The following is a 20,562-nucleotide window of genomic DNA, read 5'->3' as shown; positions in this document are numbered from 1 at the left end:
CCGCGCCGAGTCCGCGGCGGCTGCCGCGGTTCAGGAACGCTGCCGCTCGCGCCACTGCTCGACGTCGACCCCGCCTACACCCCAGTTCGACACGGGCACCTCGTCGATCACGACATACGTACTCGCGGGCGCCTTGCCGAGCACCTCTTCCAGCAGATCCGTGACGCCCTTGATCAGCCGCGCCTTCTGTTCGCGGGTGACGCCGTCGTCGGTCACTTTGATGTTGACGTAAGGCATTTCAAGCCGCCCTTCCCGAGATGAACCCGCCGTCGACGGGGAGAATGTGTCCGGTCGTGAACTCCGCATCGGCCAGATACAGCACCGCGGCGGTTGTCTCGGCGACTTCGCCGATCCGGTTCAACAGCGCGAGCCCGGCCGAGGCCGACTCGTCGCCGTCGCCGAACAGCGGAGTGCGGATGATGCCGGGAGCGACCGCGTTGACCCGGATGCCGTCGGCCGCGAGTTCGGCGGCGAGGCTGGTGGTGAGCGCGTGGACGCCGCCCTTGCTGACCAAGGCCGCCGTGGCGGGCAGACCGGCGAGCGCATGGTCGATCAGCACCGTGCCGATGTTCACGATGCTGCCGCCGCGCGCCTGCGCCAGGAACCGCCGCACCACCGCCTGCGTGGTGAAATAGGTGCCTTTGAGGTTGCCGTTCAGGTAGCCGTCCAAGTCCTGCTCGGTGACGTCGACGAAGGGTTTCGCCCCGAAGATGCCCGCGTTGTTGACCAGCACGTCCACGCCGCCGAACCGCTCGACGGCGACACCGACCAAGGCCGCTCCGGTCGTGGCTGCGCCGATGTCACCCGCCACAGTGGCCACTCGCCGCGGCGCGCCCAGTTCGGCGGCCACCCGCGCCAGTTTCTCCTCGTCCCGTCCGTTGAGCACGACGTTGTCGCCGCGTTCGGTGAACGCCCGTGCGATGTCGCGACCGATCCCGCTGGAGGAACCGGTCACGATGACCGTCTTCGCCATATCTGTCCTTTCCGATACGACCGGTCGTCTTCGAATTGTCAGCCGAGACGCCGGGTGCTGCGCCGCCCTGGGATCAGGGCAGGAAGTAGTCGCCGAGCAAACGATCCAGGCACTTGTGCAGGGGTGTCAGGGTGCGCTCCATCTTCATCCGGATCACCGCTCCCTCCCAGGATTCGAGCAGCAGATCCGCCAGCTCACCCGCGTCGATGTCGGCGCGGATCATCCCGAGGCGCTGGCCATGCGCGAGTTGCTCGGCGACGCGCTCGCGCCACGCGTTCCACGCCGCCGACAGCGATTGCCGCAAGAGATCGCTGCCTTCCAGCTCGCCGCCCAGATTCGCGATGAGGCAGCCGCCGGTGAAATCGGCCGCCACGAAATCGTCCATCAACCGGGCGAAGAACGCCCGTAGGCCGCTCACCGGGTCCGGGGCGGTAGCGAACGCCTCGGTCAGGTTGCGCTGCACGCACAGCGAGTGATGCTCGATGATCGCGCGCCCGAAACTCTCCTTGCTGTCGAAGTAGTTGTAGAACGAACCCTTCGGCACGCCGACCTTGTCGAGGATCTGCTTGAGCCCCGTGCCGTGGTAGCCGTTGGTCAGGAACCCCGCGGCGCCCTCTTCGACGAGAAGCCGCCGAGTGTCCTCGCTGCGCCGGGGTCGTGCCATGCGCTCAATATACGACCGGTCGTCTTGGAATGGCAACCGTAGGCCCTACCCGAGAGCCCCTCCCCATCCAGGCCCGGCCGAACGGCCGAAGCTTTCCGGGTCCTGCCGCCACCGGGCGGATCGAGCGGCGAAATCCCCGAGGTGCACGGCGGCGAAACGCTCCCGGTCCCAATCCACGGGATCCGCAGGCACGGTCCAGACGTAGGTCCACACCGGAGCATCCCGCCCGTTGATGCGCACTCGGCGCAAGTCGTACTCGTCGTCCTCGAACGCGTCGAGGATTGCCCACTCCGCCGCCGTGAGGCCGCTCAGCACAGCGCCGCGGGCGAGTCCCCGCGCCGCGGCGACCAGTCCCGGATAGAGCCGTCGCGGCAGCGCGGCAGCGCGCCATCCGGTCAACTCGGCCGGTTCGAGCGTGGGAACGCGCCCGAGCAGCGCCTCCAGCACCTCGGGAAACTGCAGGGTGCCATAGGCGAACAGCGCGTGGTCCATCCCGGACAGGCCGCTCAGCCGCCCCTCTCCCAGCGCCGCCGGTTCCACTTCGCCACTCCTCTCACCTGTCACCACTGTGCCGCCACAGCCTTCACATCGGCCGCTGAGCACGAACGATGGCGGCCAGATATTCGTAGTCGTCGGCGCGAGCGCTGGACGTACGGAACACCAGGCCGATGGTGCGGCCGGGCGCGGGCGTCGCGAAGTGAGCGACATCCAGTGTGCCGCCCGCGGTTTCCGCCGCGACGGCCATCTGCGGAATCAGGGTCACGCCGAGTCCACCCGCCACGCACTGCACCACGGTCGACAGGGAGGCGGCCCTGGTGTCGCCGACGGCGGCCGGGTGCACGTCGGCCGAGCGGCATGCCTCCAAGGTCTGATCACGCAGGCAGTGCCCCTCGTCCAGCAACAGCAGCGGTTGCGCGTCCAGCACCGCCGCCGCCAGGTCGGTGCGCCCGGCCAGCTCGTGACCGCGCGGCGTGACCAGCACGAACTCCTCGGAGTAGAGCGGGATCTCGACCAGGCCGGGCATCTCGGTCGGCACCGCCAGCAACGCGACATCCAGCACGCCGGTGCGCAACCCGTCCAGCAGCCGCGCGGTCTGGTCCTCGACGATCTGCGGGCGCAACTCGGGCAGCCGCTTGCGCAGCTCCGGCAGCAACCCGGGCAGCACATAAGGAGCGACCGTCGGGATGATGCCCATGCGCAGCGTGCCGCCGAGTCCGTCCCCGGTCGCCGACGCGACGAAGCGGTCGGCGGCCTCCAGCGTCGCCATCGCTTTGGGCAGCAAGCGCATTCCCGCGGCGGTCACCAGCACCCGCCGGGTGCTGCGCTCGATCAGCTGGAGCCCGAGCCCCTGTTCCAGGGCGGCGAGCGCCTGCGATAACGTGGGCTGACTCACACCGAGACGGGCGGCCGCGGTGCCGAAATGGCGATATTCCGCGATCGCCACGAACGCACGCAGCTGTGACAGGGTGGGCTGATAAGTCTGATCAGTCACTCCTATCAGTGTAGTGCGACTGATCACCTTTACCTTTCAGCACCCCTTGGGCAAGATCGCCCGTGAGCTTTTCACCCGCGGTGTGAGTCCGGGTCCGAGGCGGTGGCTCAGGTAACCGCAAAGACCTCGCAATACCGCAGAACACAGTTGGCAACCCACTGACGAGGAGAGAGCATGGCCCTGCTGACCATCGGCGACCAATTCCCGGCATACAACCTCACCGCGGTCATCGGCGGTGACCTGTCGAAGGTCGACGCTCAGCAGCCCGACGACTACTTCACCCAGATCACCAGCGACGACCACGCCGGCAAGTGGCGGATCGTCTTCTTCTGGCCGAAGGACTTCACTTTCGTGTGCCCGACGGAGATCGCCGCGTTCGGCAAGCTCAACGAGGAGTTCGAGGACCGCGACGCGCAGGTGCTCGGCGCGTCGGTGGACAACGAGTTCGTGCACTTCCAGTGGCGGGCGCAGCACGAGGACCTCAAGACCCTCCCCTTCCCGATCCTGTCGGACCTCAAGCGCGAATTGGCCACGGCCACCGGCGTGCTCAACGCCGACGGCGTCGCCGACCGCGCCACCTTCATCGTCGACCCGAACAACGAGATCCAGTTCGTCTCGGTCACCGCCGGTTCGGTCGGCCGCAACGTCGACGAGGTGCTGCGCGTGCTGGACGCGCTGCAGTCCGACGAACTGTGCGCCTGCAACTGGAAGAAGGGCGACCCCACCATCAACGCCGCCGAACTTCTGGCCGCCAGCGTCTGAACACCGCCGTCACCGTCACCACACATCGAAAACCGCCTTGGTCCCCGCCCGGGACCGCTTCGAATAGAGGAATCGCCGCATGAGCATTGAGAACCTGAAGAACTCCCTTCCCGAGTACGCCAAGGACCTCAAGCTCAATCTTTCATCCCTCGCGCGCACCACCGTGCTGAACGAACAGCAGCTGTGGGGCACCCTGCTGGCGTCGGCGGCCGCGACCCGGTCGACGACCACGCTGCGCGAGATCGCCGAGGACGCCGCCGACGTGCTGTCGGCGGAGGCGTACAACGCCGCGCTCGGCGCCGCCTCGATCATGGGCATGAACAATGTGTTCTACCGGGGCAAGGCGTTCCTCGGCGGCCGCTACGACGACCTGCGGGCCGGGCTGCGCATGCAGATCATCGGCACGCCGGGGGTCGACAAGGCCGACTTCGAACTCTGGTCGTTCGCGGTCTCCTCGATCAACGGCTGCGCGCACTGCCTCGAGGCGCACGAGCACACGCTGCGCGAAGCGGGCGTGTCCCGGGAAGTGATCTTCGAATCGCTGCGCGCCGCCGCCATCGTGGCCGGTGTCGGCCAGGCTGTGCAGTCGACCGAGGCCCTCAGCCCGGCCGCGATCTGATTTCGCTGAAAAAGAGGCCCCTGCCCTGCGGCAGGGGCCTCTTTCGCGTTCCGATGTGATCCGGCCGACAGCTCGGTCCACGGCATCCGGGTAGGCTCGGCGAGCATGAGCACACAGGTCGATGTGGTGCGAGTGTTCACCGACGCCGCCGGACGGTACGGCAACGAGTTGGGCATCGCGCGGGCGGCCGACGTGGCCGCGGTCGATCGGCAGGCGCTGGCGGCCAAAGCCGGATACAGCGAGACCGTGGTGGTCGAGGAACCGGTGCACGACACGGTAGCGGTGCGGATCTACACCCCCACGATGGAGCTGCCCTTCGCGGGGCACCCGTCGGTCGGCACCGCGTGGTGGCTCGCGTCGCAGGGCATCCCCGTGCGGGTACTGGACGTTCCGGCCGGCCCGGTGGCGGTGGAACTCACGGAGGGTCTGACCTGGATCACCGCTCGCGGCGAATGGGCGCCCGCGTTCACCTTCCATCAGCTGGAGGACGCCGAGGAACTGGCGACCCTGCGACCGGACGAGTTCCCCGGCGGCCCCCATTACTTGTGGGCGTGGACCGACGAACATCGCGCCGCCCTGCGCTCACGCATGTTCGCTCCCACCATGGGGATCACCGAGGACGAGGCGACCGGAGCCGCAGCCGTGGCTTTGACGGCGTTGCTGCGCAAGGGCTTGGTCATCACGCAGGGCAAAGGCTCGCAGTTGTTCACCCGGTGGGATTCCGACGGGTGGGTCCATCTGGGCGGCCGAGTCGTCGGCGACCAGCCGGTGGAGATCTAGGCGCCCTCAGGGCAGTGTCACACCCACGACCGGATCGCCGCTGGGCGCGTCCGAGCCGCCGTCCGGTTCCACGCTCACCGCGAGCACCTCACCCGACCGGAAACCCGTGACGAACGGCCGGACGGTCGACGGCAGGTCGCTCAGCACGCCGACGGAGCGGGGTCGTCCATCGGAGCCGACCAGCCACACCTGATACACCTGCCCCGAGGGCGGCGGCGCGACCTGGTCGAAGACGACGACCGCGCGCCCGAGTTCAGGCGAGACGTCCACCATGAGCAGACCGCCGCCTGCGAACGATCCGCTGACCGTCCGCGCCTCCGGGTGTATCTGCTGTTGGTCGGCGGCGGCTGGGTCCGACGGGTTGCCCATGAACTGCGCGGTCAGCACGCTGCCACCGATCACCAGACACGCCGCGGCCGCGATCGGTGCCGCCCAGCGCAGCGTCCGCCGCCACGTCGCACTACGCCGGATGGATCGAGTCGCCGGGTCGGGCAGCGCGGCGAGGATGCGATCTTCCAGCTCCGGCGGCGGCGCGAGCTCGTCGAGCACGGCCAGCCGCCCCATGACGTCGCGCACCTGCCAGACGGTGTCGGAGAAGGCTTGCCGCACGTCCGGGTCCGCGGCGGCCAGGCGGGCATCGATATGCCTGCGCTCGATATCGGCCACCGCGTCCAGCGCGCACGGGTAGGCGAGGTCGATGAGGTCCGCCTCCGACCGCGGCGACGTGTCAACCATCGGTGGGTTCCCCGGACAAACACTTCTCCAATCTCTTCAGCCCGTCGCGGATGCGGGTCTTGATCGTGGGTAGCGGCACCGAGAGATGATCGGCGACCTCTCGGTAGGTCCACCCGCTGTAGTAGGCCAGCGCGATCGCTTCGCGCTGTGTGGGGGTCAAGTTCTTCAGGCACGCGGTCACCTGTTGCTCTTCGATGCGCTGGGTGACCGATTCGGCGACGACGTCGTGGTCGCGACCCAGATGCTCGTGCGCGTAGATCAGGTCCCGGCTGGTGGCCGAACTCTCCGCGCGGACCCGGTCCACCGCCCGGCGATGGGCCAGCATCATGAGCCAGCCGACGGGGCTGGCCAGTGTGGCGTCGTAGCGATCGGCCATCGACCACACCTGCAGGTAGACCTCCTGGGTCACCTCCTCCGCGGCGGCGTGACTGCGCAGGATCCGCACCGTCAGACCGAACACCCGCGGGCTGGTCCGCTGATAGAACTCGGTGAACGCGCCGCGATCGCCCGTGCCCGCCGCGGCGAGCAGCGCCGCGAGTTCACGGCTCGCCCGGGTGGCCTGCGCGCGGTCGTAGCCGACGGGCAGCGGGCACGCGAGCGCCGGACCATCGGATTCCTTCCTCGCGCGTGCCGGATCGCCGGGCCGTCGGGGTGAAGCAGAACCGTGTTCGTTGCTCATGGCCGAATCCCGTGCCTGCATGCACAGGGGTTCGGTATGCGCTGGGAACCGGATTGGTTCCGATCACCGAATGATCACGGACACCAGCATGTAAGCGGTGCCGGCGTCCATCACCACGTGCGGCACCGCCGCCCACGGTTTCGCCGGGCCGGTGAGCGCGGCGACACAGCCGCCGGAACGCACCAGCAGCCCCAGCGGCCCCGGCGCCCGCACGTGCGCCCGGCCGGTGCAGGCGGCGAACGCGACCAGCAGCGCGTCGAGGAGGAACAGCGCGGCCAGACCGAGCGCGGGACCGGCGGCCGGGCCGCCCACGTGCCCAGCGGCCGTGTGGCCGGACATGGCGTAGAGCATCGCCGCGGCGGCCACGATGTGGTAGCCGAGCGGGACCAGCCGGTCGATCGGCAGCGGCCGCCCCTGGGCGGCCTGCTCCGCCGCGCGGATCGTCAGCAGCGCGGCGAAGACCACGGCCATCGCCGTCAGCACGCCGCGCACCGCGTGCGGGCTCGCCCCCGAGGGGAACAGCAGCATGCCGAGCATGACCAGGCACATCACCAGGTGTGCCGCGTCGGACTCGGAGTGCCCGGCCGTAAGTTCGTGTCCCGTGGGCGGTTCCGGCAGCCCTTCGGCGGAATCGGTGGCCGGCACCGCGGGGGCCGTCACCCGGGACAGCACGATCACCGCGGCGAGCACGAATGCCGCTACCACCACCCACCGCAAAGCGGCATATTTCTGCACGAACTCCGCCACACCCCACCACCTCTCCGCACGGCGACCACGGTCGTCGCCCCTCCATGCTCGCATCCCGAGACGGTCAGGGTGTCCATTTTCGATCCGCCCACAGCGTCGATCGACTGTGGCTACCGACACGACCGGCGATTTCCACGCCGACAGGACAACTCGACGATCGACGGACAGGTCCGCCGCGCTACCGTCGAGACAGCCTGCGGCACAGTTGATCACCGCACATGCGGTGGTCCGTTCGGCGCACTGCCGGTGGCAATCCCGCCCCGCATGGACGCCGCACACGGCTTCGACTACTGCGCGCCCTTCGGCGACCACCGTCCAACCCGGCACAGCGTCTTCATGACTCGCGCCCTCTGCCCTCGGGGCCGGCTGTGCCGTCTCGTCGAGGGCTGCGGATCACACGTCGTTCAGTGCGCGGAGGAAGCCGTCGACGAGTTCGGCGATCTGGTCGTCGGTCATCACGAACGCCGGGGAGACCTGCATGGCTCCCTGGCCCGCGGCGCGACTGGAGATGCCGTGCGCACGCAGGGTTCGCACCAACGGCAACCCTTCGGCCGGGTCGGCCAGCTGGATCGCCGCGACGGCGCCGAATCCGCTGCGCACCTCGGCGACCCGAGGATGTGCGGCGAGCACCGAGAGCTGCTCGTGCAAGCTGGTTTCCAGCCGCAGGGCCGCGTCGAGCAGCCCTTCCCGCTCGATGATGTCGAGATTCGCCAGCGCGGCGGCCGCGGCGCCCGCGTGGCCGCCGTAGGTGTAGCCGTGCCGCCACCAGACGCCGCCCGCGAAGAACGGCTCCGCGACGTGCGGGGCGGCGAAGACCGCGCCCATCGGGAGATAGCCGGAGGTCAGGCCCTTCGCGGTGGTCATCAGGTCGGGTTCGAGCGCGAGCCGGGACGACGCGAACCACGCGCCGCCGATGCGGCCGAAACCGGTCACCACCTCGTCGGCGACGAACAGGATGTCGTGGTCACGGCAGATGCGCCGCACCTCGGCGAGGTAGCCCGCCGGGGGCGGATACACACCCCCCGCGCCGATGACCGGCTCGCAGAAGAACGCGGCGATCCGTTCGGCGCCGATCTCCTCGATCAGCGCGAGCAAAGCCTTCGCGTCGTCCCATTCGACGGTCCGCGCCGCGGGCATCAGCTCGCCGTAGCCTTCCCGATTCCCCGGAAGCCCCGCCAGCGCCGTGCCCGCCACGTGCATGCCGTGATAGGCCATCCGCCGCCCGACCACGATCGTCTTGCCGGGCTGCCCCACTTCGTGCCAGTAGCGCCGGGCCAGCTTCGTCGCGGTGTCGACGGAGTCGGAGCCGCCCGAGGTGAAGAAGATCTTGCTGCCGGGCACCGGGGCGAGGCGAGCGAGCCGCTCGGCGAGTTCCTGGGTGGCCGGCTCGGTGATGTCGCCGAAATTGGAGTAGTGCGCGATCGTGCGCAGCTGGGCGGCCACCGCGTCGGCGATCTCGCCGCGTCCGTGACCCACGTTGGCGAACCACAGGCCCGCGGTCGCGTCGAGGTAGCGGTTACCCGCTCGGTCGAAGACGTAGACGCCCTCCCCGCGGGCGACCACGAACGCCCCGTCCCGCTCGACGGCGCCCATGTCGGCGAAGCCATGCCATAGCGCGTTCATGTGTCCACCTCTACCGGTTCCTACCGCCCGGCTCCGCGAAGCATCGCGCGCCGGGACCGGCGCTCGGTCGGGCAATGCCAGCAGCACACCGTGGTGGGACGACCGACCATCCGGCGGCGCCGTAGGCATCCTCGTTCCTCCTCCGATCCTCGCATATCGGCGTCTGCCGCCGGGCCGCCGCGCGGCGTCGGCATCCACCCGGCTACCGGCCGCGCCGCCTGGTGGAAAAATCCGCTGGCGGATTTCGCTAGGCTGGTCGATGCAATGACCAGGACAGCCGCCACCGATTCCCGCGCACTTCGCACCCGCCTGGCGAATCTCTCCCTTCGCGACGAACACCGGTTGCGGCGCAGACTCGACAAGGCGCGCGGCGGCGACCTGGCCGACGTGGAGGCCGAGATCACGGCCGCCGAGTTGCGCGTCGAGGCGCGACGCGCCGCGGTGCCGCAGATCCGCTATCCGGAGCAGCTGCCGGTCACCGCCCGCCGCGAGGACATCGCCGCGGCCATCGCCGAACACCAGGTGGTCATCGTCGCGGGCGAGACCGGCTCGGGCAAGACCACCCAGATTCCGAAGATCTGCCTGGAACTCGGCCGCGGCGTCCGCGGCACCATCGGGCACACCCAGCCCCGCAGGCTCGCCGCGCGCACCGTGGCCGAGCGCATCGCCGAAGAGCTGGGCACCGAACTCGGCGACGTCGTCGGCTACACGGTGCGGTTCACCGATCACGCCTCCGAGCACACCCTGATCAAGCTGATGACCGACGGCATCCTGCTCGCGGAGATCCAGCGCGACCGGCTGCTGCGCCGCTACGACACGATCATCATCGACGAGGCGCACGAACGCAGTCTCAATATCGATTTCCTGCTCGGCTATCTGAAGCAGCTGCTGCCGCGCAGGCCCGACCTCAAGGTGATCATCACCTCGGCGACCATCGATCCCGAGCTGTTCGCGCGGCATTTCGCGGACGAGCACGGTACTCCCGCGCCGATCGTGGAAGTCTCCGGCCGCTCCTATCCGGTGGAGATCCGCTACCGCCCGCTCGCACTGGAGCTGCCCGGCGCCGCCGCGGACGAAGACGACGAGGACACCCGCATCGTCGACCGAGACCCGGTGGACGCCATCGGCGACGCGGTGACCGAGCTGTTCGCCGCGGGCGACGGCGACGTGCTGGTGTTCCTGTCCGGCGAACGCGAGATCCGTGACACCGCGGACGCGCTGCGGGACCTGAAGCTGCCGCGCACCGAGATCCTCCCGCTGTACGCCCGGCTGTCCGCCGCCGAGCAGCACCGTGTGTTCGCCCCGCACACCGGGCGACGGGTGGTGCTGGCGACGAACGTCGCGGAGACTTCGCTCACGGTGCCGGGCATCCGGTACGTCGTCGACCCGGGCACAGCGCGGATCTCGCGCTATTCCATGCGAACCAAAGTGCAGCGGTTGCCGATCGAACCGGTGTCGCAGGCCTCGGCGCGGCAGCGATCCGGACGGTGCGGTCGCGTCGCCGACGGCATCTGCATCCGGCTGTACTCGGAGGACGATTTCGAATCCCGGCCGGCTTTCACCGATCCGGAGATCCTGCGTACCAACCTGGCCGCGGTGATCCTGCAGATGACCGCGCTCGGCCTCGGTGACATCGAGAAGTTCCCGTTCGTCGAGGCGCCGGACCGCCGCGCCATCCGCGACGGCATCGCCCTGCTGGAGGAACTGGGCGCGCTCGCGCGACGGGACGGCGGCGCCCGGGCCGGTGACGACGCGACCGCACTGTCGCTGACGCCGATCGGCCGTGAGATGGCCCAGCTGCCGGTCGATCCGCGGATGGCGCGGATGCTGGTGGAGGCGCAGCGCACGGGTTGCCTGTCCGACGTGCTGGTCATCGTCGCGGCGCTGTCCATCCAGGATGTCCGGGAGCGCCCCGCCGAGCAGCAGCAGGCGGCCGACGCCAAACACGCGCGCTTCACGGTCGAGGGCTCCGACTTCCTGGCCTACCTGCGACTGTGGGATTACCTCGGCGGACAGCGCAAGTCGTTGTCGTCCAACCAGTTCCGGCGTCTGTGCCGGGAGGAGTTCCTGCACTATCTGCGGATCCGGGAGTGGCAGGACCTGCACGGCCAGCTGCGCACGATCACCAAGGGCCTCGGGTGGTCGACGCGGTCGCAGGACTCGGCGGAGGCGGCGGAGCCGGACGGAGCCGAAACGATCGGGGCGGATGGCAAGGCGGGCAACCGATCCCGCCGGGGCCGGTCAGCGCGCGGACGCGACGGACGCTCGAGCGCCGATCGCGGCCGGTCCGCCATCGCGGCCGTCGCGGACGGCGACGGACTCCCCTGGGATTCCACGGCCATCCACCAAGCGCTGCTGGCCGGGATGCTCTCGCACATCGGCGTCCGCGAGGCGGAATCTCGCGAGTTCCTCGGCGCGCGCAACGCCAAGTTCATGATCTTCCCCGGTTCGTCGCTGGCGAAGAAGCCACCCCGCTGGGTGATGGCCGCCGAACTGGTCGAGACCTCACGGCTGTGGGGCCGGATGGCCGCGAAGATCGAGCCCGAATGGGCCGAGCGGCTGGCGGGCGACCTCGTCAAACGCACCTACTCCGAACCGCATTGGTCGGCCAAGCGGGGTGCGGCGCGCGCCTACGAGCGGGTGACGTTGTACGGGATCCCGCTGGTCACCGGCAGGCCCGTGGACTACGGCCGCATCGATCCCGAGTTGTCGCGCGAGTTGTTCATCCGGCATGCCCTGGTCCAGGGCGAGTGGCAGACCAGGCACGAGTTCTTCCACCGCAACCGCGCGCTGCTCGACGACGTCGCCGATCTGGAACATCGCGCCCGCCGCCGGGACATCCTGGTCGACGACGAGGTGCTGTTCGAGTTCTACGACAAACGTCTGCCCGCCGACATCGTCTCGGTGCGTCACTTCGACAGCTGGTGGCGCTCCGCGCGACGGGAAGACCCCGGATTGCTCGACTTCACCACTTCGACCGTGGTCAACGAAGGCGCGACCGCACTCGACCCGGCGGCCTTCCCCGATTCCTGGCGCCAGGGCGAACTCAGCTTCCCGCTGTCCTATCAATTCGAACCGGGCACCGAGGACGACGGCGTCACCGTGCGGATCCCGGTGGAACAGCTCGCGCACGTTCGTGCCGTCGGCTTCGATTGGCTGGTGCCGGGCATGCGCGACGAACTGGCCGCCGCGTTGATCAAGACATTGCCGAAAACCCTGCGGCGCAGTGTCGTTCCCGCCCCCGATTTCGCGGCCGCCGCCTTGGCGGCGCTGACCCCGCGTGCGGAGCCGCTGCGCGCCGGGCTGGCGCGCGAACTGTCCCGGCTCGGTTCGGTTCCGATCGCCCCCACCGACTTCGACGTCGCGGCACTGCCCGACCACCTGCGCATGACTTTCGCGGCCGTCGGCGAAGACGGCGTGACGCTCGCGCGGGGCAAAAGCCTCGCCGCGCTGAAAACGCAGCTCGCCGAGCAGGTTTCCGCCTCGGTCGCCCGGGCAACCGCGGGGGCGGAGCGACCGCCTGCCACGGTGTGGACCTCCGAATCGCTGGGCACCCTCGCGCCGACGGTGCGGCGCGAGGTGGCGGGGCAGACCGTCACCGGATATCCGGCGCTCGTCGCCGAGGGCGACGGCGTGGCGGTCCGGGTGCTCAGCTCCCCCACGCAGCAGGCCGCCGCCATGCGCCTCGGCACCAGAGCGCTGCTGTTGCACGCGCTGCCCGCTTCGGCGCGCAGCGCCACCGCGGGGCTGTCACCTTCCGATCGCCTTGCGCTGAGCCAGAATCCGTACGGCTCCCTGGAGGCGCTGGTCGAGGACTGCCGCGCGGCGGCCGCCGACGAACTGCTCACGGCAGCGGGCGGGCCGGTGCTCGATCCGGCGGAATTCGACGCGCTCGTCGCCCGGATCCGTCCCGATTTCGCCCCCACCGTCGCTCGTTTCGTGCGCCTGGTCGTGCCGGTTCTGGCCGGCGCCCATCAGGTTTCGGCGGCGCTGGAGCGTACGAACGAGCGCGATATCGCCGAGGACGTCCGTCATCAGCTCGACAACCTGGTCTTTCGCGGCTTCGTATCCGAGACGGGCGCGACCAGGCTGCGCGAACTGCCGCGTTATCTACAAGCGGCGGCGGCACGACTGGAAGCGCTGCCCGGCTCGGCGGTTCGCGATCGCCAGGGCATGGCCGAACTCGACCGGGTCCTGACCGCCTACGATCGCCTGATCGAGTCGCTGCCGGAGAACCGCAGACAGACGCCGGCGGTGACCGAGATCTGGTGGATGATCGAGGAATTCCGCGTCAGCCTGTTCGCGCAGAAACTCGGCACTCCGTTTCCGGTGTCGGCCAAGCGAATCGAGAAGGCGATGGCCGCGGTCCGGCGCTGAGTCAGTCGGCGGCCGACAGCGCTTCGGCGCGCGCCCGGCGCATCTCCTGGATCTCGCGTTCGAAGTCCTCGGCCGAGGTGAACGACCGGTAGACCGACGCGAACCGCAGGTAGGCCACCTCGTCCAAGTCACGCAGCGGACCCAGGATGGCCAGGCCCACCTCGTGGCTGGGCACCTCGGGCGACCCCTTGGCCCGCACCGCGTCCTCCACCTGCTGCGCGAGCAGGTTCAGCGCGTCGTCGTCGACTTCACGACCTTGGCAGGCCCGGCGCACACCCCGGATGACCTTCTCGCGGCTGAACGGCTCGGTGACGCCGCTGCGCTTGACCACCGACAGGATGGCGGTCTCCACCGTGGTGAACCGCCGCCCACACTGCGGGCAGGCGCGACGGCGGCGGATGGCCGCGCCTTCGTCGGCCTCGCGCGAGTCCACCACCCGGGAGTCGGGATGTCGGCAGAACGGGCAATGCATCCGAGAAATCCTTCGTCGATGCGCGTGCTCGCGTCCGGACCGGACGCCGATCGCGGTGATCGGTCCGGCGAGCCCGTGTACAGAGGTCTATACCCCGGCACCAGGTATTCCTCGTACGACACGCGGAATACCTGCATAACACTTCGAGGATACCCGTCCGAGTTTCCGGATTGTCGCACTCACCCGGCTATCGGACGCGGGGCGATCATCCGGAGATCTGCCAGTGCGCGGTCAGATCGGCGAGCAGATCCGGCAACCGGGCGGCGAGGCGGCCGCGGGCGAGTTTGCCCAAGAACGCCTCGCCGAGGACGGCACCGGCCAGTGCCGGGTCGGTCTCCAGATCGATGTGACGGGGCACCAGGTCGCCGGTGATGTAGTTCCATCGCGTGTCTCGGTCGGCCCAGTTGAAGCCGGGCAGCGGGACGCGCAGCGCGAGGCTGCGGCCTCCTACGTCGGCGCTGACCACCGTTGGGGCGAACACGCCGGGCGCGCGGACGCCCGGGACTCCGGGCTTTCCCGCCACGGTGCTGACGTAGGTCAGCACGCGGCCGATCGGCGCACGGCCCGCCGAGGTCTCGTCCCATTGGTCGGCGACGACGCGGTTCTGCTCCCGGTCGGTCATCCGGATCAGCGCGTCGACGTAACCGTCTCGGGTGCCCGAGGCGATCGACCGCCAGGCGGTCCGCAGGTCGTCGTCGAGCAGGCCAGCCGCATACATCTCCTCGATCCCACGCATGCCCAGCGCGACGTACGCCTCGTGCATCGGCACCAGATCCGTGAAGATGTGCTTCTGCATGATCATCAGGCGCGTCTGATACCAGGCGACGTCCGCGGCGCTCAGCCGGGAGCCCTCGGTGGCGAGCAGCCGGATGTCCTCGGGCAGCGCACGCGCCAATTCCGGCGGCGTGGCGCGCAGCAGATCGGCGACCGCCTTGCCGAATTGATGGATGCCCGGCACGTCCAGCACGACGCCCACATCACCCATGTCGAAGAATCCGGAGGCGAACGATCCGCCCGCGATACCGGCCAGCCCCGCCCAGTAGAACTCCGGATGCCGGGTAGCCAGCCGCAGATAATTGACGTACACCTGGTTGAAGATGCGTTCGTTCGCGTGCGGGCCGCGACCGGGATCCCAAGCAGCCAGATCGATGTCGGCGTTGCGGGTGGCGACCACCAGCCAGTACTGATGCAGCAGCGTCGCGTACCGGCGCGGCGCCACGCCGTCGGCCCGTGCCTGACGCAACGCCTCGGCGAGGCCGGATTCGTCCAGCGGCAGAGCGGGATCGAGCCCGCCCGCCCCCGCGCCGTCACCGTTGACGGACGGGAGGTCGAGATACGCCGCGTACGCGGGTTCGGCCCGGGCCGTGGACACTGCGCCCGCAGCGAAGACGAGACAGAGGAACAAGGCCGCTACGCGGAGGTAGCCGCGAACCGTGCGGCCCGAGGTGCGGAAAGTCATGTGCTGAAAGGTCCCGGCGTCGTTCGGGCGGTGTTGCCCGGATCAGGTCTTCAGCACGGTAGCAACACGTTCTAGTTTGCGGATCCACAATTACGGCCGGTCCAAATGGCCGAATTTCCTTGCACTCAGCGCGAATCGCCGCCGCCGGACACGCCCGAACCGTCCACCACCGCGGGCGCGGGCCGGACGGAGCCGCCACCCCACTCACCCGCCCGCACATGCGCCATGGCGATCAGCCCCACCACGATCACGGCGGTGATCAACGCGGTGACGGCGAGGACCGCGAAGCCGACCTGTGCTTGCTCGACACGCCGCATCGGATGAGCGCCGCGGGCGCGCCCCTGCGCGAACGCGCGTGATCCGCGGTCGTAAGCGACCATGCCCGCACCGGGACGCGCGCCGGGCGGGCGCCGATCGACCGCGGACCGGTGCGCGGGCGTCAGCGCGCGAGAGCGGGCACCATCGCGCACCAATCGCCGCGCGGCCTCGTACCCGAGATCGTCCGCCGGACCCGGATCGGCGGCGCGGCGCTCGGATTTCGCGACCGACGCGCCGAGGGACAGGGTGACATCGCTGATCGCAGTGCTCATCGGACAAACCTCCGTGGTGGGTGCTCCGTCGCCGTTCGAGCTGTTCGAACATGTGTTCCGAGCGGATTCGCTCAAGTGTTCGAAGAACTGGTGTTCGATTTCTACCACGGCGCGGTGACAAAGTCAGCACCAACACCCGACATGCGTCGAACAGATGTTTGATCCAGCGGCGCGACCGGACTAGATTCGAAGAACCGAAGATTCGACGGGCCATCGAGACACATGCCGGGCACGGACCGGCCTGGCACAGCAGGAAAGGGCGGTTGCGGTGAGGCAGACGGACGACACGGGTGACGAGACCGAAAGCGGCGCCGACGCGGCGGGTAGCGGGGCGGATCTCACCGTGCGTCAGCGCAAAGTGCTCGAGGTGATCCGCACCTCGGTGAGCGAGCGCGGTTACCCGCCGAGCATCCGGGAGATCGGTGACGCCGTCGGCCTCACGTCCACTTCGTCGGTCGCTCATCAGCTGCGCGCCCTGGAGCGCAAGGGCTACCTGCGCCGCGATCCGAATCGGCCCCGCGCCGTGGACGTCCGGGGCCTGGACGAGGTGGTGCGGTCGGTGACCAGCCTGCCGGTCGCCGCGGTCGACGACGGCGAGATCGCCGTCGAGGTGGACCGTCCGGTCCCCACCTTCGTCCCGGTGCTCGGTCGCATCGCCGCCGGTGGCCCGATTCTGGCCGAACAGGCCGTGGAGGACGTCTTCCCGCTGCCGCGCGAACTGGTCGGCGACGGTTCGCTGTTCCTGCTGAAGGTCGTCGGTCAGTCCATGATCGACGCGGCGATCTGCGACGGCGACTGGGTGGTCGTGCGGCAGCAGAACGTCGCCGACAACGGCGATATCGTCGCGGCGATGATCGACGGCGAGGCCACGGTGAAGACTTTCAAGCGCACCGGCAAGGACGTCTGGCTGATGCCGCACAATCCGGTGTTCGAGCCGATCCCCGGTAACGACGCCCAGATCCTGGGCAAGGTCGTCACGGTCATTCGCAAGATCTGACGGTCCGGCACGACGAGCGACCGCCGGCCACGCTGACGCGGCCGGCGGCCGCTCGGCCGGGGTCAGCTCCCGACGCCGAGCGCGGTAAGGAACACCAGCACGACAGTCGTCACGGCGAGTACGCCGTGACCCGCGACGACGGCAACGGGAAAGTGTCCCTCGGGAGGTTCGGTCCTTCCGGCCGAACGGTCCCGGTAGACGGGGATCCAGCGCAGCAGCATCGCGAACCCGAGGAGCGCGACCGGGATCAGCAAGACGAACGCGGTCCAGGCCAGCGCCGTGCTGTCGACGGCGAGGTAGACGATCCAGACGATCAGACCGGCCACGGCGAGCGCGAAGTGACCGAACAGGACCGGCGGCGGCAGCTGGGTCGAATTCGGCTGACGCGTGCCGCCTCGGGCGATCCACGTGCCGAGCAGGAAGAAACCGCCGCCCGCGGTGAGGAGCCAGAAGATCAATGCGGCGATGCCCATGGTGTGCCTCCTGACAGATGAGCAGGGATTCAGTGGGTGAAGCCGCCGGCCTGGGTGGTTTCGTCGGCGACTCGCACGCCGTAGTGATAGGCCAGCTTGCCGCCGAGATACCCGGATATCGCCAATATCATCAGACCGACCGCCGACAGCACCAACGGCCCGGCCGGGACCGCGACCGCCTTGTCGGCGCCCTGCCGCCAGACGAAGCCGACCGCGTAGACAGCGGTCACGAGCAGGTTGAGGGTCATGTGCAGCAAACCGGTGCGGAAGGCAGGCGTACCGGTGGGGATCGCGAGCAGATCGAGGAACCCGATCGTCGCGGCGGCCAAGGCGCCCAGCACGCCGATCGCGATCAACCACGACGATCCCTCGACCAGGAAGTCCGGATCGTCGACGAATCGGGACGCGAGGTCGAACACGAAACTGGCGACCCAGGCGCCGATCGGGACGGTGACCAAGATGGGATGGAACGGATGCCCGTACGGACCGGCCAGCACGGCACTGACCGGCCGCTTCGCCTGTCGCGGATCTGCGGTCATAGCGCACCTCGCTGGATCGCGTCGCCATTCGCCGACACCACGGAACCCGTCCATCGCGCCGCGGCATTGCGCGGCGCGGATACGGGGCCGACGGATATCGCGCTATGTGTGGCGAATGGCGAATCGAGTGCGGTCGATTACGAAATCATCCGTACTGCCGTGCATGAATTGCACATCGCATATAGACGGTAGCAGGAACTCGCCGTGTTTTCCGTTCGGTGGCGCTGCTACGACATCATCGGCATCATCGGCAGCATCGGCATCGGCATGCCGGGGAACATGCGGTTCCACCAGTCGCGTGCCATCCCCATCATCTGATCCATCACGGTAGTTCACCTCCCTTCGCGCATGACATGGGGGCGCAGCTGGGCCGTCGGCCGCCATGACGAGGAACACGCAGGTACGCCGTCGAAATCACCCGGATAAAGATTTCCGGGTAGAAATGATTTTTCGCCCCGACAACCACCGGCGAATACACGTGTTACTCCTCGCGGTCGGGCTCGACAGCCATATTCATTATACGCCGCGAGGGGTCCGGCGAAACATGGAGAAGCGCCTCGTCATTCACCTATACGGCGGCCGGGAAGCCATTTCTCCGGGGCCCTCGTCGCCTTCGAGAAAAGGGGGGTCACGCTCCGCTTCACGGCTTCGGCGGTCATGGCGGGCGCATGCCGTGCCGCCGCTCGATCCGTCACCTGGTCGCCGGGTTGCGTCGCTCGGCCAGGCGCCGGTTGGTGACCTCCAGCTGACGTAGCGTCGCCGCCTCCAGGGCACGCACCTGAGCATCGTCCAGCCGCCCGCACAGCCGCCCCCAATGCACCGCGACCTGCTCCCCTAGCGCGACGTCGGGCAACGCCGCGTACCCGTCCACCCGGATCGCGAGGGTTCGCACAGTCTCGGTGTGCAGCGCGAGACACTCTCCGTCCCAATCGAGCGTGCGACAGCGCAGCGCGACTTCCGCACCGCTGCGGTCGAAGACTGTTCCCCAGGTGATCCGGCAACTGTCGAGCACGTGCAGTGGATGTCCGTTGCCGTGCCGGAGCAAGCGGGACCACGGGTACACGCCGAAGACGTGGAAGCAATGGTTCGCCGCAGCCTCCTCGGCCAATTGCTGCGTCAGGTGCGTCCAGTACCCGCCTGCCACCGGGCCGAGCAGCGCCAGCAGTTCCGCGGTGAACTCGCCCGGGTCCAGTGCCGCGCCGACGCCACCGCCCAGCCAATAGGACTCGACGAGGCGGCGGTCCAGCGGATCGGCGATGCCGGTCATCCGCGCCATCACGCGCAGGTAGGGCCACGCGCCGGTGAACCGGCGCGCCACCGCGCGCACCTGGTCGTCCGACCCGTCCCGCAGCGCGGCCGCGTCGGGCGGACCGCAGTAGCCGAGCCGATTGGGCGCATAGGCGTACCGGGCGAACATCTCCGCGCCGCTGCCGGTCATCGGCTCGGCCTTTCGCCCAGGTGCTCGACGGACCACCGCTGCTCGAGCCGGCCGAAGCGCCACACCGCGACCGCCACCGCCCAGGTGAGCACGAACAGCCCGGCGATGACGAACCCCATGGCGCCGAGATCCCATCCGCCGACCCAGGCCAGTGGACCGTCGGCGATGCCCAGCTCGTCGGTCAGCACGGAGATCATCTCCTGCGCGCCGATAACCAGGGCCACGAGAACCGACAGACCCGTGACGACGATGTTGTAGTAGACGCTGCGCAGCGGCCCCGCGATGGCCCACCCGTACGCGTAGTTCATGAACGCGCCATCCAGCGCGTCGAACAGCGTCATTCCCGCCGAGAACAACACCGGCAGGACGAGGATCGCGTACCACGGCAGGTCGGTCGCCGCCGCGCCGCCCGCGATCACCAGGAGGCTCACCTCGGTGACGGTGTCGAAGCCGAGTCCGAACAACAGCCCGACCGGGTACATCTGCCACGGCTCCCGCACGGCCCTGGTGAGCGGTCCGATCACCCGCTGCAGGGCGCCGCGGTCGTCCAACCGCTGCCGCACCGCGGCCTCGCCGCAAGTTCCGCGGCGCATCCCGCGGAACACCCGCCAGATGCCGATCAGCGAGACCAGATTCAACAGGCCGATGGCGAGCAGGAAGGTTCCGGAGATACCGGTACCCAGCACACCGGTCCATCGGTGCAGCTCGGAGTCCTCGTCGCGCAGGTTTCCCGCGAGCGCCTTGACGCCGAACGCCAGCAGCGCGACGAGGACGAAAACGATGGTGGAGTGCCCGAGGGAGAACCAGAACCCGACCGACAGCGGCTTGCGTCCGTCCGCGACCAACTTGCGGGTGGTGTTGTCGATGGCGGCGATGTGGTCGGCGTCGAACGCGTGCCGCATCCCGAGCGTGTAGGCGGTGATCCCGAGACCCACGCCGAATACCGCGCCGTCCACCAGGTATCCGCCGGGGACCACGAGCAGCAGCAGCGCGGACCACCCGAGCGCGTGCAGTGCGACCACGACCGACGCCATCCCGGCGACGCCGCGCCGCTGCCGTCCGTCCAGCGGGACGCGGGCCGCCGCGGGGGTGTCGGCGATCCGAACGATGATTCCCACCTCGCCTTCCGGCTCCGAGCCGATC

General features: G+C 69.1%; 21 protein-coding genes. 5 read left to right on the top strand and 16 right to left on the bottom strand.

The genetic code is table 11. The features are described from left to right. Window positions 1-30: 30 nt before the first annotated feature. The 5 genes from ABZ552_RS06110 to ABZ552_RS06090 all read right to left on the bottom strand — a co-directional run bounded on the left by ABZ552_RS06110 (window position 31) and on the right by ABZ552_RS06090 (window position 3,129). Entirely contained in the window at window positions 31-237 is a 207-nt protein-coding gene (locus tag ABZ552_RS06110; RefSeq protein WP_281878802.1) for a 4-oxalocrotonate tautomerase family protein, read from the bottom strand. A gap of 1 nt (window position 238) precedes the next feature. After that, window positions 239-973, bottom strand: coding sequence for an SDR family NAD(P)-dependent oxidoreductase (locus ABZ552_RS06105; RefSeq protein ID WP_281878801.1), 735 nt, complete (start codon window positions 971-973; stop codon window positions 239-241). Window positions 974-1,046: 73 nt separating this feature from the next. After that, entirely contained in the window at window positions 1,047-1,637 is a 591-nt protein-coding gene (locus tag ABZ552_RS06100; RefSeq protein ID WP_281917805.1) for a TetR/AcrR family transcriptional regulator, read from the bottom strand. A gap of 45 nt (window positions 1,638-1,682) precedes the next feature. Continuing rightward, complete coding sequence (locus ABZ552_RS06095) at window positions 1,683-2,177, bottom strand: gamma-glutamylcyclotransferase family protein (RefSeq protein WP_281878798.1); 495 nt, start codon at window positions 2,175-2,177, stop codon at window positions 1,683-1,685. A gap of 43 nt (window positions 2,178-2,220) precedes the next feature. Further along, window positions 2,221-3,129 carry a hydrogen peroxide-inducible genes activator gene (locus tag ABZ552_RS06090; protein WP_281878797.1) on the bottom strand — a complete coding sequence of 303 codons (909 nt, stop codon included), beginning with the start codon at window positions 3,127-3,129 and terminating at the stop codon, window positions 2,221-2,223. A 174-nt stretch (window positions 3,130-3,303) separates the two neighbouring features. On the opposite strand from ABZ552_RS06090, the gene ABZ552_RS06085 reads away from it, so the two are divergent. The 3 genes from ABZ552_RS06085 to ABZ552_RS06075 all read left to right on the top strand — a co-directional run bounded on the left by ABZ552_RS06085 (window position 3,304) and on the right by ABZ552_RS06075 (window position 5,290). Further along, entirely contained in the window at window positions 3,304-3,891 is a 588-nt protein-coding gene (locus ABZ552_RS06085) for a peroxiredoxin (RefSeq protein WP_063021215.1), read from the top strand. A gap of 79 nt (window positions 3,892-3,970) precedes the next feature. Then, window positions 3,971-4,510 (top strand): alkyl hydroperoxide reductase, encoded by a 540-nt coding sequence (locus ABZ552_RS06080; protein ID WP_281917804.1) that lies wholly within the window; start codon window positions 3,971-3,973, stop codon window positions 4,508-4,510. Window positions 4,511-4,615: 105 nt separating this feature from the next. Beyond that, window positions 4,616-5,290 carry a PhzF family phenazine biosynthesis protein gene (locus tag ABZ552_RS06075; RefSeq protein WP_281878794.1) on the top strand — a complete coding sequence of 225 codons (675 nt, stop codon included), beginning with the start codon at window positions 4,616-4,618 and terminating at the stop codon, window positions 5,288-5,290. A gap of 6 nt (window positions 5,291-5,296) precedes the next feature. Here the strand turns inward: ABZ552_RS06075 and ABZ552_RS06070 are convergent, their stop codons facing one another. The 4 genes from ABZ552_RS06070 to ABZ552_RS06055 all read right to left on the bottom strand — a co-directional run bounded on the left by ABZ552_RS06070 (window position 5,297) and on the right by ABZ552_RS06055 (window position 9,074). Then, window positions 5,297-6,025 (bottom strand): anti-sigma factor, encoded by a 729-nt coding sequence (locus ABZ552_RS06070; RefSeq protein ID WP_281878793.1) that lies wholly within the window; start codon window positions 6,023-6,025, stop codon window positions 5,297-5,299. Continuing rightward, on the bottom strand, window positions 6,018-6,704 hold the full coding sequence (sigK, locus tag ABZ552_RS06065) for an ECF RNA polymerase sigma factor SigK (RefSeq protein WP_281878790.1): 687 nt from the start codon (window positions 6,702-6,704) through the stop codon (window positions 6,018-6,020). The genes ABZ552_RS06070 and sigK overlap by 8 nt, the downstream gene beginning before the upstream one ends. 63 nt (window positions 6,705-6,767) lie before the next feature. Beyond that, window positions 6,768-7,451: a DUF5134 domain-containing protein gene (locus tag ABZ552_RS06060; protein WP_357435827.1), complete on the bottom strand. Its 684-nt coding sequence runs from the start codon at window positions 7,449-7,451 to the stop codon at window positions 6,768-6,770. A gap of 393 nt (window positions 7,452-7,844) precedes the next feature. Then, the gene (locus ABZ552_RS06055; protein WP_357435825.1) at window positions 7,845-9,074 is read right to left on the bottom strand and encodes an aminotransferase class III-fold pyridoxal phosphate-dependent enzyme; all 1,230 of its coding nucleotides are present in this window, start codon (window positions 9,072-9,074) and stop codon (window positions 7,845-7,847) included. 264 nt (window positions 9,075-9,338) lie between these two features. Between ABZ552_RS06055 and hrpA the strand changes: the two genes are divergently transcribed. Further along, entirely contained in the window at window positions 9,339-13,451 is a 4,113-nt protein-coding gene (gene hrpA / locus ABZ552_RS06050; RefSeq protein ID WP_357435823.1) for an ATP-dependent RNA helicase HrpA, read from the top strand. 1 nt (window position 13,452) lies between these two features. Here hrpA and nrdR read toward each other — a convergent pair whose 3' ends face one another. From nrdR to ABZ552_RS06035, 3 genes are all read right to left on the bottom strand, one after another. Next, window positions 13,453-13,923 (bottom strand): transcriptional regulator NrdR, encoded by a 471-nt coding sequence (gene nrdR, locus ABZ552_RS06045; protein ID WP_281878785.1) that lies wholly within the window; start codon window positions 13,921-13,923, stop codon window positions 13,453-13,455. A 205-nt stretch (window positions 13,924-14,128) separates the two neighbouring features. Then, window positions 14,129-15,382, bottom strand: coding sequence for a hypothetical protein (locus tag ABZ552_RS06040; RefSeq protein ID WP_357435821.1), 1,254 nt, complete (start codon window positions 15,380-15,382; stop codon window positions 14,129-14,131). A 125-nt stretch (window positions 15,383-15,507) separates the two neighbouring features. Further along, window positions 15,508-15,972 carry a hypothetical protein gene (locus ABZ552_RS06035; RefSeq protein ID WP_281878783.1) on the bottom strand — a complete coding sequence of 155 codons (465 nt, stop codon included), beginning with the start codon at window positions 15,970-15,972 and terminating at the stop codon, window positions 15,508-15,510. A 343-nt stretch (window positions 15,973-16,315) separates the two neighbouring features. Here ABZ552_RS06035 and lexA point away from each other — a divergent pair, with 343 nt between their 5' ends. Beyond that, window positions 16,316-16,969 (top strand): transcriptional repressor LexA, encoded by a 654-nt coding sequence (gene lexA, locus ABZ552_RS06030; protein WP_281880855.1) that lies wholly within the window; start codon window positions 16,316-16,318, stop codon window positions 16,967-16,969. Between the two features lie 62 nt (window positions 16,970-17,031). Here the strand turns inward: lexA and ABZ552_RS06025 are convergent, their stop codons facing one another. The 4 genes from ABZ552_RS06025 to ABZ552_RS06010 form a co-directional block, all read right to left on the bottom strand. Then, a complete protein-coding gene (locus ABZ552_RS06025; RefSeq protein ID WP_281878782.1) occupies window positions 17,032-17,442 on the bottom strand; it encodes a hypothetical protein in 411 nt (136 codons plus the stop codon). Window positions 17,443-17,471: 29 nt separating this feature from the next. Continuing rightward, on the bottom strand, window positions 17,472-17,981 hold the full coding sequence (locus ABZ552_RS06020) for a DUF2231 domain-containing protein (protein WP_281878781.1): 510 nt from the start codon (window positions 17,979-17,981) through the stop codon (window positions 17,472-17,474). A 691-nt stretch (window positions 17,982-18,672) separates the two neighbouring features. Further along, window positions 18,673-19,419 (bottom strand): DUF6390 family protein, encoded by a 747-nt coding sequence (locus tag ABZ552_RS06015; RefSeq protein WP_357435818.1) that lies wholly within the window; start codon window positions 19,417-19,419, stop codon window positions 18,673-18,675. Beyond that, entirely contained in the window at window positions 19,416-20,486 is a 1,071-nt protein-coding gene (locus ABZ552_RS06010; protein WP_281919537.1) for a HoxN/HupN/NixA family nickel/cobalt transporter, read from the bottom strand. Before ABZ552_RS06010 ends, ABZ552_RS06015 begins: the two co-directional genes overlap by 4 nt. Between the last annotated feature and the right edge of the window lie 76 nt (window positions 20,487-20,562).

The organism is Nocardia sp. NPDC019219, assembly GCF_040632645.1.
Lineage (GTDB): Bacteria > Actinomycetota > Actinomycetes > Mycobacteriales > Mycobacteriaceae > Nocardia > Nocardia sputorum.
The sequence above is the reverse complement of the archived record's forward strand: the minus strand, read 5'-3'. Positions and strand labels throughout refer to the sequence as shown.

Bases quoted from the DNA above. Each gene is read 5' to 3' on its own strand.
- ABZ552_RS06110 (WP_281878802.1), bottom strand. From the start codon at position 237: ATGCCTTACGTCAACATCAAAGTGACCGACGACGGCGTCACCCGCGAA.
- ABZ552_RS06105 (WP_281878801.1), bottom strand. From the start codon at position 973: ATGGCGAAGACGGTCATCGTGACCGGTTCCTCCAGCGGGATCGGTCGC.
- ABZ552_RS06100 (WP_281917805.1), bottom strand. From the start codon at position 1,637: ATGGCACGACCCCGGCGCAGCGAGGACACTCGGCGGCTTCTCGTCGAA.
- ABZ552_RS06085 (WP_063021215.1), top strand. From the start codon at position 3,304: ATGGCCCTGCTGACCATCGGCGACCAATTCCCGGCATACAACCTCACC.
- ABZ552_RS06080 (WP_281917804.1), top strand. From the start codon at position 3,971: ATGAGCATTGAGAACCTGAAGAACTCCCTTCCCGAGTACGCCAAGGAC.
- ABZ552_RS06075 (WP_281878794.1), top strand. From the start codon at position 4,616: ATGAGCACACAGGTCGATGTGGTGCGAGTGTTCACCGACGCCGCCGGA.
- ABZ552_RS06070 (WP_281878793.1), bottom strand. From the start codon at position 6,025: ATGGTTGACACGTCGCCGCGGTCGGAGGCGGACCTCATCGACCTCGCC.
- sigK (WP_281878790.1), bottom strand. From the start codon at position 6,704: ATGAGCAACGAACACGGTTCTGCTTCACCCCGACGGCCCGGCGATCCG.
- ABZ552_RS06055 (WP_357435825.1), bottom strand. From the start codon at position 9,074: ATGAACGCGCTATGGCATGGCTTCGCCGACATGGGCGCCGTCGAGCGG.
- hrpA (WP_357435823.1), top strand. From the start codon at position 9,339: ATGACCAGGACAGCCGCCACCGATTCCCGCGCACTTCGCACCCGCCTG.
- nrdR (WP_281878785.1), bottom strand. From the start codon at position 13,923: ATGCATTGCCCGTTCTGCCGACATCCCGACTCCCGGGTGGTGGACTCG.
- ABZ552_RS06040 (WP_357435821.1), bottom strand. From the start codon at position 15,382: ATGACTTTCCGCACCTCGGGCCGCACGGTTCGCGGCTACCTCCGCGTA.
- ABZ552_RS06035 (WP_281878783.1), bottom strand. From the start codon at position 15,972: ATGAGCACTGCGATCAGCGATGTCACCCTGTCCCTCGGCGCGTCGGTC.
- ABZ552_RS06025 (WP_281878782.1), bottom strand. From the start codon at position 17,442: ATGGGCATCGCCGCATTGATCTTCTGGCTCCTCACCGCGGGCGGCGGT.
- ABZ552_RS06020 (WP_281878781.1), bottom strand. From the start codon at position 17,981: ATGACCGCAGATCCGCGACAGGCGAAGCGGCCGGTCAGTGCCGTGCTG.
- ABZ552_RS06015 (WP_357435818.1), bottom strand. From the start codon at position 19,419: ATGACCGGCAGCGGCGCGGAGATGTTCGCCCGGTACGCCTATGCGCCC.